The 13,725-nt window shown below is 71.3% G+C and carries 10 protein-coding genes; 9 read left to right on the plus strand and 1 reads right to left on the minus strand.

Annotated features, from left to right (window positions below; all coding sequences use genetic code 11):
- The first annotated feature begins 99 nt into the window (after positions 1–99).
- From IE277_RS08140 to IE277_RS08155, 4 genes are all read left to right on the plus strand, one after another.
- Positions 100–1,740, plus strand: coding sequence for a flavin-containing monooxygenase (locus tag IE277_RS08140; protein ID WP_189949930.1), 1,641 nt, complete (start codon positions 100–102; stop codon positions 1,738–1,740).
- Positions 1,737–2,702, plus strand: coding sequence for an alpha/beta fold hydrolase (locus tag IE277_RS08145; RefSeq protein ID WP_189949931.1), 966 nt, complete (start codon positions 1,737–1,739; stop codon positions 2,700–2,702). The genes IE277_RS08140 and IE277_RS08145 overlap by 4 nt, the downstream gene beginning before the upstream one ends.
- Complete coding sequence (locus IE277_RS08150) at positions 2,699–3,583, plus strand: SDR family oxidoreductase (RefSeq protein WP_189949932.1); 885 nt, start codon at positions 2,699–2,701, stop codon at positions 3,581–3,583. The genes IE277_RS08145 and IE277_RS08150 overlap by 4 nt, the downstream gene beginning before the upstream one ends.
- A 116-nt stretch (positions 3,584–3,699) precedes the next feature.
- Positions 3,700–3,942 (plus strand): hypothetical protein, encoded by a 243-nt coding sequence (locus tag IE277_RS08155; protein ID WP_189949933.1) that lies wholly within the window; start codon positions 3,700–3,702, stop codon positions 3,940–3,942.
- Positions 3,943–4,228: 286 nt separating this feature from the next.
- Here IE277_RS08155 and IE277_RS08160 read toward each other — a convergent pair whose 3' ends face one another.
- The gene (locus IE277_RS08160) at positions 4,229–7,702 is read right to left on the minus strand and encodes a S41 family peptidase (protein WP_189949934.1); all 3,474 of its coding nucleotides are present in this window, start codon (positions 7,700–7,702) and stop codon (positions 4,229–4,231) included.
- A gap of 156 nt (positions 7,703–7,858) precedes the next feature.
- Here IE277_RS08160 and IE277_RS08165 point away from each other — a divergent pair, with 156 nt between their 5' ends.
- The 5 genes from IE277_RS08165 to IE277_RS08185 all read left to right on the plus strand — a co-directional run bounded on the left by IE277_RS08165 (position 7,859) and on the right by IE277_RS08185 (position 13,649).
- Positions 7,859–8,473 carry a TetR/AcrR family transcriptional regulator gene (locus IE277_RS08165; protein ID WP_189949935.1) on the plus strand — a complete coding sequence of 205 codons (615 nt, stop codon included), beginning with the start codon at positions 7,859–7,861 and terminating at the stop codon, positions 8,471–8,473.
- A gap of 208 nt (positions 8,474–8,681) precedes the next feature.
- Positions 8,682–10,907 (plus strand): MMPL family transporter, encoded by a 2,226-nt coding sequence (locus IE277_RS08170; protein ID WP_189949936.1) that lies wholly within the window; start codon positions 8,682–8,684, stop codon positions 10,905–10,907.
- 157 nt (positions 10,908–11,064) lie between these two features.
- Positions 11,065–11,580 (plus strand): YbaK/EbsC family protein, encoded by a 516-nt coding sequence (locus IE277_RS08175; protein WP_189949937.1) that lies wholly within the window; start codon positions 11,065–11,067, stop codon positions 11,578–11,580.
- Positions 11,577–12,422, plus strand: a complete 846-nt coding sequence (locus IE277_RS08180; protein ID WP_189949938.1) for an EamA family transporter — start codon at positions 11,577–11,579, stop codon at positions 12,420–12,422. The genes IE277_RS08175 and IE277_RS08180 overlap by 4 nt, the downstream gene beginning before the upstream one ends.
- A 267-nt stretch (positions 12,423–12,689) precedes the next feature.
- A complete protein-coding gene (locus tag IE277_RS08185) occupies positions 12,690–13,649 on the plus strand; it encodes an NAD(P)-dependent oxidoreductase (protein WP_373310749.1) in 960 nt (319 codons plus the stop codon).
- Positions 13,650–13,725: the final 76 nt, after the last annotated feature.

The following is a 13,725-nucleotide window of genomic DNA, read 5'->3' on the forward strand; positions in this document are numbered from 1 at the left end:
TCCCTTCCCGACCCCTACCGCTCAGTACGGAGCTGCTCTACAGTCCAATTGCGCCAGTGTTCACTGGCAGAGTCCAAGGTGATGCGTGGAGGCTTCGGGATGGCCGAGCACGAGCATGTACGGGTGGCGGTGATCGGGTCCGGGTTCGGCGGACTGGGGGCCGCCGTGCGGCTGCGCCGCGAAGGGATCACCGACTTCGTCGTCCTGGAGCGGGCGGACAGCGTCGGCGGCACCTGGCGGGACAACAGTTACCCCGGGTGCGCCTGTGACGTGCCCTCCCACCTCTACTCCTTCTCTTTCGCGCCCAACCCCGACTGGCCGCGCACCTTCTCCGGGCAGCGGCACATCCGCTCCTACCTGGAGCACGTCACCGACCTCTTCGGACTGCGCCGGCACATCCGCTTCGACTCCGAGGTCAAGCTGATGAGCTGGGACGCCGAGAATCTGCGGTGGAACATCGAGACCACGCGCGGGTCGCTCTCCGCCGACGTGGTCGTCTCCGCGACCGGGCCGTTGTCCGACCCGAAGACGCCCGAGATCCCGGGCCTGGAGTCCTTCCCGGGCAAGGTGTTCCACTCCGCCCGTTGGGACCACGACTACGATCTGCGCGGCAAGCGCGTCGCCATGGTCGGTACCGGCGCCTCCGCCATCCAGATCGTGCCCGCGATCCAGCGTGAGGTCGGCCGGCTCACCCTTTTCCAGCGGACCCCGCCATGGGTGATGCCCCGAGTGGACCGTGCCATCAGCGGCGCCGAGCGCTGGTTGCACCGGTCGGTGCCCTTCACCACCCAGTTGCGGCGCGGACTGCTGTGGGGCATCAGGGAACTGCAGGTGCAGGCGTTCACCAAGCACCCCGACGAACTCGGCATGGTCGAGCAGCTCGCCAGGCGCAACATGGCCCGGGCCATCAAGGATCCGGCCCTGCGCGCCAAGCTCACCCCCGACTATCGCATCGGCTGCAAGCGGATCCTGCTGTCCAGCGAGTACTACCCGGCGCTGGCCAAGCCGAATGTGGACGTCGTCGCGAGCGGGCTCAGCGAGATCCGTGGGTCGACCGTCGTCGCGGCCGACGGCACCGAGGTCGAGGTCGACGCGATCATCTTCGGTACCGGCTTCCACGTCACGGACATGCCGATCGCCGAGCGGGTGGTCGGGGCGGAGGGCGTCACGCTCGCTGAGTCCTGGAAGAGCGGCATGCAGGTGCTGCGCGGCGCGGCGGCCGCCGGGTTCCCGAACTGGATGACGATCATCGGGCCCAACACCGGCCTCGGGAACTCCTCCATGATCCTCATGATCGAGTCCCAGCTGAACTACATGGCCGACTATCTGCGGCAACTGGACGTCCTGGGGGTCCCCCCAGGCCCTCAAGGCACTGGGGGAGGCCGTACGGCCCTCGATGCCCGGCCCGCGGCCGTCGAGGACTGGAACCGGAAGGTTCAGGAGCGCATGAAGCGCACCGTGTGGAACACCGGTGGCTGCACCAGCTGGTATCTGGACGCGAGCGGCCGCAACACCACGATCTGGCCCGGTACGACGTCCGAGTTCCGGCGCGCGACCCGACGGGTGGACCTGGGGGAGTACGAGGTCCTCCGCAAGCCCGGCGCGAAGGGCGTGGGTGTGGGAGCGGGCGTGAAGAAGGCGGATGAGCCCGCCCGCGCCGCCAAGCGATCCGCGCGCGCCACCGACGAGTCCGCGCCCGCGCACGCCAGCGGCGCTCAGCAGAGCGAGGGCACCGTATGAGCCGTCTCGCCTCCGTGGCATCCGGCCCGTACGCGCCGCCCACCCCCGCCCGCGAACTCACCGTCGTCTCCGCCGACGGCGCGCGACTGCACGCCGAGGTGCACGGGCCCGAGGATGCGCCTCCCGTCGTCCTCTCCCATGGTTGGACCTGCTCGACCGCCTTCTGGGCCGCGCAGATACGGGAGCTGGCCACCGATCACCGTGTGATCGCGTACGACCAGAGGGGGCACGGGCGCAGCCCTGCCAGCTCCGCGTGCACGACGCACGCGCTGGCGGACGATCTGGAAGCGGTGCTCGCGCAGACCCTCGCGCGCGGAGAAAGAGCGCTGATCGTCGGCCACTCCATGGGCGGTATGACGGTCATGGCCGCGGCCACGCGCCCCCGTTTCCAGGAACACGCCGCCGCTGTCCTGCTGTGCAGCACCGGGAGTTCACGGCTGGTCGCGGAGTCGCGCGTGGTGCCGTTGAGCGCCGGGCGCGTGCGCACGTGGATCACCGGGCGCATTCTCGGTTCGAGCGCCCCGCTCGGCCCGGTCACGCCGGTCGCGAAGGGCATCCTCAAGTACGCCACCATGGGCGCCGGTTCCGCCCCGCGCATGGTGGAGGCGTGCGCGCGGATCGTGCACGCTTGTCCGCGCGCCGTGCGCCAGGCGTGGGCCAACGTGCTTGAGGCGCTCGACCTCGACCACGGCGTGCGGGAGTTGCACGCACCCACCGCCGTAGTGCACGGCGCGTCCGACCGGCTCACGCCTCCCGTGCACGCCCACGCGCTGATTGCCGCGCTGCCGCACTGCGTCGGCCTCACCGAGCTGACCGGCGTCGGCCACATGACCCCGATCGAGGCCCCCGACCTGGTGACCGCCAGGATCCGGGACCTCGTCACCACGTACGTCACCGGCCCGGGGAGCGGCCCCGAGGACGCGGACCGTTCCACCACGGCGCAGATCAAGGAGGGCGCATGAGCAGGGTCAGCCTGGAAGGGCAGGTCGCGGTCGTCACCGGGGCGGCGCGCGGCGTCGGTGAACTGTTGGCGCGCAAGCTCTCCGCGCGCGGCGCGAAGGTCGCGTTGGTCGGGCTGGAGGAGGAGGCGCTCAAGGACGTCTCCTCGCGTCTGCACAGCGACAGCGCCTACTGGTACGCCGACGTCACCGACCACGAGACGATGAGCCGGGTCGCGCAGGAGGTGAAGGAGCGGTTCGGGAAGGTCGACATCGTGGTGGCCAACGCCGGTGTGGCGACGGGCGGTCCGTTCGTCGAGTCCGATCCGCAGGCTTGGCGGCGTGTGATCGAGGTGAACCTGATCGGTTCGGCGGTGACCGCGCGGGCGTTCCTGCCGGTGCTGACGGAGAGCCGGGGTTATCTGCTCCAGATCGCCTCCCTCGCCGCGATCACGCCGGCGCCGATGATGACGGCGTACTGCGCGTCCAAGTCGGGCGTGGAGGCGTACGCGCACAGTCTGCGCGCCGAGGTCGGCTACCAGGGCGTGCGCGTCGGCGTCGGGTATCTGTCCTGGACGGACACCGACATGGTGCGCGGCGCTGACCAGGACGACGTCATGCGTGAGTTGCGGCAGCGGCTGCCGTGGCCGTCCAACAAGACGTACCCGCTGGGACCGGCGGTGGACCGGCTCGTCGCCGGGATAGAGCGGCGCTCGGCGCATGTGTACGGGCAGTGGTGGTTGCGTGGCATGCAGGGCGTGCGCGGTTATCTGCCGGCGCTCATCGGAACGGTCGGGCAGCGCGAGATGAAGCGGTTCGCGCCCCGTCTGCAGGGGATGAGCTCGGGGCTCGTGGGGGCGGGCGGGGCGGCTGACGAGGACGCGCGGTCTACGCACCGTAACTGATCCACATGCGCTCCGTGGTCGACCGTGTGAATCTGGTCGAGGCCCCACCGAAGGCCCCCGCTGCGGGGCCTCGACCAGGGCATCCCCACCCTCACTCACCACAGGAGTGAACCCACATGGGTATGAAGGACCAGTTCAAGGACCAGGCCAACGAGTGGCAGAACAAGGCCAAGGCCAAGGACAAACCCAACGAGGGGCGTGAGCGCGCCGGTCAGCGCGGGCAGCAGCAGCGAGGCCAGCAGCAGCGGGGGCAGCAGGGCCAGCAGCAGACGCCCGAGCGTGGCCGCCAGAACATGCGCGACATAGAGGACTCGGAGCAGGAGATGGAAGACCGGTTCGACCGGGACTACGACGCGTAGTCGCTGCGCTCGGCTTTGGCCGCCGGTTCGGTGTGGGGCGCCCTTCTTTGTGGAGGGTGCCCCACGCTTGTTGTCTGTTCGCGGGTTCTCGGTGGGGGAGGCGGGTTCGAGCTCCGGGTGATGGGGGTGTGGTGTCGGGTGCGGGTGGGTGGGGGCTTGGCGCGCAGTTCCCCGCGCCCCTGCATAGCCTCGGCTTGGCTGTATCGCTCCCGCGCCCCTGCTCGGCGAGCCCCTCGGCCCGGTATCACGATGCGGCCCGGTATCACGATGTCCGCCGATCACCATGCTAGCGGGGTGGGAGGTGGGGACGGGAGCGGTCGGGGGCGTCGGTGTAGTCGGGGGGGATGGCGGCGGGGGTGGATTCGAGGAGGTCGAGGGCCAGTTGGATCGCGTCGTCCATCTGGGCGTGCCGGCCCTCCGCCCAGTCCAGCGGGGTGCGCATGATCTCCAGGTCGGGGGCGACGCCGTGGTTCTCCACGGACCAGCCGTAGGCGTCGAACCAGGCGGCGTTCATCGGGACCGTGATGACCGTGCCGTCGCCCAGCCGGTGGCGGCCGGTCATGCCGACGACACCGCCCCAGGTGCGCTGGCCGACCACCGGCCCGAGCCCCAGCAGCTTGAACGCGGCGGTGATCATGTCACCGTCCGAGGAGGTCGCCTCGTCGGCGAGGGCGACGATCGGGCCCCGGGGGGCGTTCGAGGTGTAGGACACCGGTTGCGCGTCCCTCGTGAGGTCCCAGCCCAGGATCGTCCGGGTCAGCTTCTCGATGACGAGTTCGCTGATGTGCCCGCCGGCGTTGCCGCGCACGTCCACGATGAGGGCGGGCCGGGACACCTCCATGCGCAGGTCGCGGTTGAACTGGGCCCAGCCGGAGCCGCCCATGTCGGGGATGTGCAGATAGCCGCACTTGCCGCCGCTCAACTCCCGTACGACCCCGCGGCGTTTGGCGACCCAGTCCTGGTAGCGCAGCGGCCGTTCGTCGACGAGCGGGACGACGGCGACCCGGCGGGCCCGGCCCGACTCCCCTTCCGCCGGGGTGAACGTCAGCTCCACGGTCGTACCCCCGGAACCGGCGAGGAGTGGGAACGGGCCGGTCACCGGGTCGACCGGGCGGCCGTCGACGTGGGTGAGGACGGCGCCCTCGCGGATGCCCGTGCCGGCCAGCGGTGAGCGGGCCTTGGAGTCGGAGGAGTCACCGGGCAGGATGCGCTTGACCATCCAGTGGCCGTCGCGGCGGACGAGGTTGGCGCCGAGCAGGCCCTGCCAGCGCTGGTAGTGGGGCGGGCCCTCGTTGCGGCGGGCGGGGGTGACGTAGGCGTGCGAGGTGCCCAGTTCGCCGAGGACCTCCCGGAGCAGATCGGCGAACTCGTCGGGGGAGGCGACCCGTTCGACGAGCGGGCGGTACTGGTCGAGCACCGCGTTCCAGTCGATGCCGCACATGCCCGGGTCCCAGAAGTAGGCGCGGATGATCCGTCCCGCCTCGTCGTAGGCCTGGCGCCACTCGGCGGGCGGGTCGACCTCGTGAAGGATGCGGCGCAGGTCGATCCAGACGGTGGTGTCCGCGTCGCCGGACTCCGTGGAGGGGACGGCCCGCAGGTCGCCCTCGTCGACGACGACCAGCCGGCTGCCGTCGCCGCTGACCGCGAACCAGTCCAGGTGGTCGACCAGTTCGGACTTCTTCGCCTTGGTGATGTTGAAGTACTCCAGGGTCGGACGGCCGCTGATGTCGGACGGGTTGGCGAAGGTCTCGCCGAGTGCGCCGGAGATCGGCCAGCGCAGCCAGACCAGGCCGCCGCCCGCGACCGGGTACAGCGCGGAGTACTTGGAGGCGATCACCGGGAACGGCGTCACCCTGCTCCCCAGGCCCTCCACCTCCACGGTCACCGTGCCGGCCTCGCCCGTCTCCTCGTCCTCGACCGGGTCGAGCCCGCCGGCCGCCGGCCGGCCCTCGGGGTTCAGGGCGAAGGGGGAGGGGGTCGCCGAGTTCAGCGGGACGAGGTACGGGCGGCAGCCGAGCGGGAAGGACAGATCGCCGGTGTGGACGTCGTACACCGGGTCGAAGCCGCGCCAGGAGAGGAAGGCGAGATAGCGGCCGTCGCGGGTGAAGACGGGATTCTCGTCCTCGAAGCGGCCGTTGGTCACGTCCACGATCAGCCGGTCCTTGATCCGGGCCAGTTTGATCTGCCGCAGGGAGCGGCCGATGCCCGGATGGGACCAGGTGAGCCAGGCCCCGTCCGGGGAGAAGGCGAGGTCGCGGACCGGGCCGTTGACGGAGCGGATCAGCTCGGTGACCTGGCCTCCGGCGCCTTCCGCGAGTCCGGTGGCTTGTGCGCCGGCGCCTTCCGCGGGTCCGGTGTCCTCGCCTCCGGCGCCTTCCGCGGGTCCAGCGTCCTGTGCGCCGGCGCCCTCCGCACCTTCCGCGCCGGCGCCTTCCGTACCTTCCGCGCCCCCGGAGCCTCCCCCTTCGCTACTGGCGCTACTCGTGCTACCAGCGCCGCCCCCCTGAACCTCCCCGCGCTCCCCCTCCGTAACGCCCTCCGGCGCCTCCTCCTCCGACACATCGATCAGCAGCAAGCGCCCGTCGTGCGAAGCCACCGCCAGCCGTTCGCCCTCCGGATCGCAGACCATCTCCAGGACCCGGCCCAGTGCGCCGGAGGCGAGCCGGCGCGGTGCGCGGTCGCCGGTCGCGCGGGGCAGCTGGGCGATCTCGACGGAGTCCTCGCCCTCCGCGTCGGTGACGTACGCGACCTGGCCGGTCGTCCCCAGCATCTCCGGCAGCCGTACCCGCACGCCGGGCGTGTCGGCGATCGTACGGGCGGGGCCGTCGCGGTGGGTGAGCCAGTACAGGCTGCCGCGTACGACGACGGCGCTGGCCCGGCCGGTGTCGTCCACGGAGATGCCGTCGACGTTCTGCGCGGCCGGCACCTGGTACCGGCGGCGCCCGGTGGCCGGCCCGGCGAGGCGGATGTCCAGCTTGCGAGGTACGGCGTCCGGGGCGAGGTCGTCCACCAGCCACAGGTCGCCCGCGCACTGGTAGACCACCCGGGTGCCGTCGCTGGCGGCGTGCCGGGCGTAGAAGGCGTCGTGGTCGGTGTGGCGGCGCAGGTCGGTGCCGTCGTGGGCGCAGGAGTAGAGGTTGCCGACGCCCTCGTGGTCGGAGAGGAAGGCGACCCGGCCGGCGACGAACATGGGGCAGGCCAGATGGCCGCCGATGTCGGGCACGAGCTGCTGCCCGTGCAGCCAGAGCCGGCCCATGGCGCCGCCGCGGTAGCGCTTCCAGGAGGCCGGTTCGTGCGGCGGGGTGCCGGTGAGCAGCAGGGTCTTGTGCTCGCCGGCGACGTCGGCGACCTGGATGTCGGCGACCGGGCCCCAGGGCAGCCGGCCGCCGGGGTCGCCGTCGGTGGGGACCTTGTAGGCCCAGGTGAAGTAGGAGAAGGGCTGGTTGTGGGAGGCCACCGCCAGGATGTGCTCGTCCGGGTCCCAGCCGCAGACCTGGGTGTCGGCGCTGCCCCAGTACGTCAGCTGCCGCGCGGGACCGCCGTCGACGCCCACGAGGTGGATCTCGGGCACGAGGCTGCGCCAGGTCGTGTACGCGATGTGGCGGCCGTCGGGCGAGAAGCGCGGGTGCCCGGTCTTCGTACGGTCCGCGGTGAGCCGCCAGGCCCGGCCCGGGGCGTCGAGGGGAGCCAGCCAGAGGTCGTCCTCGGCCACGAAGCAGAGCAGGTCGCCGCTGAGGTGAGGAAAGCGTAGATAGCTCACCTCCCCATGCTTTTCCGCCCGCTGGGGCCCAGCAACTTATGCGTCTCTCACGTTCGTGACCCAAAGCACGTACGAAACGGTTTCGTTTCGCTCGCTTGCGGGGTATCTTCATGGTGGTACGAAGCCAAAAGGCTCCGGAGTGGGAAGGTGAAAGGCATGACCGAGGTCGTCGCAACGGCGCGTCGCAGCCGGATCACGCCCGAGCGCGAGGCCGAGTTGTACGAGGCCGTGCTCGACCTGCTCCGGGAGGTCGGCTACGACGCCCTCACCATGGACGCCGTGGCGGCTCGCACCAAGTCCAGCAAGGCGACGCTCTACCGCCAGTGGGGCGGCAAGGCCGAGCTGGTGGCGAAGGCGGTACGGCACAGCAAGCCGGGCGGCATGGGGCTCGACGCGATCGACACCGGGTCGCTCAAGGGCGATCTGCACGCTCTCACCATGCGCTCGGACGATTGTGAGATGGAGCAGAACTCCGCGCTGATGCGGGGTCTGGCCATGGCGGTGCACAGCAACCCGGACCTCCTGCGGGCGTTCCGGGAGCATCTGATCGAGCCGGAGATGGCGTCGTTCCGTCGCGTGGTGCAGCGGGCCGTCGACCGGGGCGAGGTCCGTGCGGACAACCCGGCGATCGAGTTCATGATGCACATGATGCTCGGTGGGTTCGCCGCCCGCACGATGATCGACGAGCTTCCGCCGACGCAGTCCTTCCTCATGTCGTACATCGACGCCGTGGTCCTCCCCGCCCTCGGCATCACCCCGTCCGACCAGTGACGACCGCCCCTCGGCAGTCCCTGGTCACCAGCTGAACCCCTGCTTCCCGCTTCTGCCTCTCTCGTCCTGCTTCCTTCTCCCTCCCTCCTCCTTTCCTTCTCCCTTCCTTTCTCCCCGACAAGCCCACCACCTGACGTCTCCGCTCACGTCGTCGGGCTGATCACCCCTGCCCTGATGAATCCCACGACCTGACCGGGAGTACGTCTCCGTGGCCACGATGCTCTACAAACTCGGCCGTCTCGCCTTCCGGCGACGGCATTTCGTCGCCCTCATATGGATCGCGCTGCTCACCCTCGCCGGGGTGGGCGCCGCCTCCGCGCCGGCCGCCGGCAACACTTCCTTCTCCATCCCCGGCACCGAAGCACAGAAGGCCTTCGATCTGCTGGAACAGCGCTTCCCCGGCATGAGCGCCGACGGCGCCACCGCGCGCGTCGTCTTCAAGGCGCCGGCCGGTGAGAAGGTGACCGACAAGCTCAACAAGGCGACCGTCGAGAAGACCGTCAAGGAGCTGGGCAACGGCTCCGAGGTCGTCTCCGTCGCCGACCCCTACCTCGGGCACGCCGTCAGCAAGAACGGCCAGATCGCCTACGCCTCGGTGAAGTACAAGGTCTCCGGCATGGAGTTGAAGGACTCCTCCCGGGACGCGCTGAAGGAGTCCGCGCAGCATGCGCGGGACGCCGGACTGACCGTCGAGGTCGGCGGTGACGCGCTGAGCGCGACCCCGGAGACCGGCTCCAGCGAGGTCATCGGCATCGGGATCGCCGCCGTCGTCCTCGTCATCACCTTCGGTTCGCTGCTCGCGGCCGGCTTCCCGCTGCTCACCGCGATCATCGGCGTCGGCATCGGCGTCTCGACGATCACCGCGCTGGCCAGCGCCCTGGACCTCGGCTCCACCACCTCCACGCTCGCTTCGATGATCGGCCTGGCCGTCGGCATCGACTACGCGCTGTTCATCGTCTCCCGCTACCGCGCCGAACTGGCCGAGGGCCGCGAGCGCGAGGAAGCGGCCGGACGGGCCGTGGGCACGGCGGGCTCGGCGGTGGTCTTCGCGGGCCTCACCGTCGTCATCGCCCTGGTCGGCCTGTCGGTCGTCAACATCCCGATGCTCACCAAGATGGGTATCGCGGCGGCGGGCACCGTCGCCATCGCCGTCCTCATCGCGCTGACGCTGATCCCGGCGCTGCTCGGCTACGCGGGCCGCAAGATCAAGCCGGCCGGCGAGAAGAGCAAGCTGCTCGGCGGCGGCCGTACCCCGAAGAAGCCGGCCCGGCCCAACATGGGCACCCGTTGGGCGAGTTTCGTCGTACGGCGCCCGGTGGCCGTTCTGCTGCTCGGTGTGCTCGGCCTCGGCGCGGCCGCGATCCCGGCCGCCTCCCTGGAACTGGGCCTGCCCGACGACGGGTCCCAGCCCGCCTCCACCACCCAGCGCCGCGCCTACGACCTGCTCTCCGAGGGCTTCGGGCCGGGCTTCAACGGCCCGCTGATGGTCGTGGTCGACGCCAAGGACAGCCACGACCCCAAGGGCGCCTTCACCAAGGTCGGCGACGAGATCAAGGGCCTGAAGGACGTCGTCACGGTCACCCCGGCCGTCGCCAACAAGGCCGGCGACACCGCGACGATCACGGTCGTACCCAAGTCCAAGCCGTCCTCGCACACGACCGAGGACCTGGTCCACGCCATCCGTGACAAGGGCGCGGACATCGCCGAGGCGACCGACTCCAAGCTTCTGGTCACCGGTTCCACGGCGATGAACATCGACGTCTCGCAGAAGCTGAACGACGCGCTGCTGCCGTATCTGGCGCTGGTGGTGGGCCTCGCGTTCCTGCTGCTGATCGTGGTCTTCCGCTCGGTCCTCGTCCCGCTGAAGGCGGCCCTCGGCTTCCTGCTGAGCGTGCTTGCGGCCCTCGGCGCCGTGGTCGCGGTCTTCCAGTGGGGCTGGCTGTCCGGCCTGATGAACGTCGAGCAGACCGGCCCGGTCATGTCGATGATGCCGATCTTCATGGTGGGCGTCGTCTTCGGCCTCGCGATGGACTACGAGGTCTTCCTCGTGACCCGGATGCGGGAGGCGTTCGTCCACGGCGAGAAGCCCGACCAGGCCATCGTCACCGGCTTCCGGCACGGCGCCCGGGTCGTGACCGCCGCGGCCGTCATCATGATCGCCGTCTTCTCCGGCTTCATCGGCTCCACCGAGGCGATGGTCAAGATGATCGGCTTCGGCCTCGCGATCGCCGTCTTCTTCGACGCGTTCATCGTCCGCATGGCCATCGTCCCGGCGGTGCTCGCGCTGCTCGGCAAGCGGGCCTGGTGGCTGCCGAAGTGGCTGGACCGGGCGCTGCCCAACGTGGACGTCGAGGGCGAGGGCCTGCGCGACCTGTCGGACTCGGGCCGCGAGGGCGCCGACCCCGACGAGGAGCGGGAGCTGGTACGGGCCTGACGTACCGCCTCCGGCAGAGGACCGGTCGGTGAGGGTGCCCGTGGGGACGGGGCTGCACCCTCACCGGCCTCTTTCTGCCGCTCTCGCGCGTGCGATGCGGTGCGGTGCGGTGAAAAGCCTGTGAGCTGGGCTCGGACGATGGCGTAGCGTGCCCGGCATGACGACGACAGCCGCCACTGACGCCGACGACAGCGGAGCCCACCCCCGATTCGCCGAGGCCCTGCGCGCACTCGGCCTCGACGAACTGCTCGGCCGGGCCCGGCGGTTCCCGGAGGCCACCCGGACCGCCGCCGAGGCCGCCGCGGCCGTCGGCTGCGAGCTGAGCCAGATCTGCAAGTCACTGATCTTCGCGGCCGACGGGGTACCGGTGCTGGTCCTCATGGACGGTGCCTCGCGCGTGGACGTGGAGCGGGTGCGGAAGGAACTGGGCGCCGCCGAGGTCAGCCGGGCCGACGCGGGCGTCGTGCGCGAGACCACCGGGTACGCCATCGGCGGCGTCCCGCCCTTCGGCCACCGCACACGCACGCGTGTCCTCGCCGACCGCTCGCTGCTCACGCACGACGTGGTCTGGGCCGCGGCCGGTACGCCGCACACCGTCTTCCCGATCGAGCCCAAGGCGCTCGTGACCCACGCGGGCGCCGACCTGGTGGACGTGCGCGAGCAGACCGCGTGACGCCGCTCGTCTCGGCCGCCGTCCTGCTGGCCGCGGTGACCCACGCCAGCTGGAACGCCATCGCGCATCGCATCACCGACAAGCTGGTCGGCTTCACCCTGATCTCCGGGGGCGGGGTGCTGATCGGGCTCGCGATCGCGCCGTTCGTCGCCTTCCCGGCGGGGCCCGCCTGGCCGTATCTGCTGGCCTCGGTGGTCGTGCACATCGCCTACTACGCCCTGCTGATGACCTCCTTCCGGCTGGGCGACTTCGGGCAGGCGTACCCCATCGCACGCGGCAGCGCCCCGCTCGTGGTCACCGTGCTGGCCGCCGTCTTCGCACACGAGGTGCCCGGGAACTGGGCGCTGGCCGGGATCGCCGTGTCCTGCGTGGGGCTCATGGGCGTCAGCCTGTGGGGGCTGCGCGGCAACCGGCCCAACTGGGCGGCGATCGGCGCGGCCTTCGCGACCGGGCTCACCATCGCGGTGTACACGGTGATCGACGGCCTGGGCGTACGCGCCGCGCACTCCCCGCTCGGATACATCGCCTGGCTCATGATCATCCAGGGGGTCGTGATCCCCGGCTACATGTGCGCACGCGCGCGTGCCGACACCGTCCGGCTGCTCCGGCCGTACGCCGCGCTCGGCCTCCTCGGCTCCGCCCTGTCCGTGTCCGCGTACGCCCTCGTCCTGTGGGCCCAGACCCGGGCCGAACTCGCCCCGATCGCGGCCCTGCGCGAGTCCTCGATCATCGTCGGGGCCGCGATCGGCGCGCTGTTCTTCAAGGAGCGGTTCGGAGCGCCGCGCATCGCTGCGGCGGGGCTGCTGGTGGTGGGCATCGGGTTGATGATGCACGCCGGGTAGTGGGGGCGGGGGTGTGCGCCGGGCATCGGGTGGTGCGGGGAGCGGCGCGCGCGAGGGGTGCACGCTGCGGAGTGCGCTGGGCTCGGGGCGCCGGGGACGGGGTGTGGGCGCCGGTTGTGTGGTTCGGTGCGTGCGCCGGGGTGGGGTGGTGCGCGCCGTGAGGAACGCCGCGCGCTGTGCGGCAGTTGGTGTGGCGTGCGGCGCGCGCCGGGTGGTGCGCGACGTGGCGGGGGCGGGTTCGTGCACGACGTGGCGGGCGCGGCGAAGATGGCGGGGAGCACTGGGCAGCAACCCGACGACAGGGAGCCGTCAATGACCGACAAGCCGACCGTCAGCGTGCTGGGTACCGGCATCATGGGGGCCGCGATGGCCCGGAACCTGTGCCGCGCCGGGCTGGACGTACGCGCGTGGAACCGGACACGCGAGAAGGCCGAGCCGCTCGCCGCGGACGGCGCACGGATCGCCCGCACCCCCGCCGAGGCGGTCGAGGGCGCCGACGTCGTCCTGACGATGCTCTACGACGGCGACACCGTCCTGGACGTCATGCGCGAGGCCGCGCCGGCGCTGCGACCCGGCATGGTGTGGGCACAGTGCACCACCGTCGGCACCGATCCGGTCGCCGACCTGGCCGCCCTCGCCCGCGAGTACGGACTCGTCTTCTACGACGCACCCGTCCTCGGCACTCGACAGCCCGCGGAGGCCGGTCAGTTGACCGTGCTGGCCGCCGGGCCGGAGGAGGGGCGGGAGGCGGTCCTGCCCGTCTTCGACGCGGTCGGCGCGAAGACCATGTGGACCGGGGCCGACGGCGGCGCCGGCAGCGCCAGCCGGCTGAAACTGGTCGCCAACAGCTGGGTGCTCGCGGCCACCGCGGCCACCGGTGAGGTCCTCGCCCTCGCCCAGGCCCTCGGCGTCGAACCGCGGGACTTCTTCGACCTCATCGAAGGCGGCCCGCTCGACATGGCCTATCTGCGGGCCAAGGCCGCGCTGGTGCTCGACGGCAAGCTGTCCCCGGCCTCGTTCGCGGTGGCCACCGCCGAGAAGGACGCCCGTCTCATCGTGCGGGCGGGGGAGCGCAACGGCGTACGGCTCGACGTCGCCGCGGCGGCCGCGGAACGCTTCGCCCGTGCCGCCGCCCGAGGCCACGCCGCCGAGGACATGGCCGCCGCGTACTTCGCCAGCTTCGACGACCAGGGCGGCACGGGCGGCGGGCGCGGCGAGAGCCGGTAGCGAGAGGGAACGCCGGTCCGCCGGGCGGGCGCCGGCATGGCGGGCCGGGATGCTCGGGCGCACCCTGGAAGCAGCG

Source organism: Streptomyces alanosinicus (genome assembly GCF_014650595.1).
Lineage (GTDB): Bacteria > Actinomycetota > Actinomycetes > Streptomycetales > Streptomycetaceae > Streptomyces > Streptomyces alanosinicus.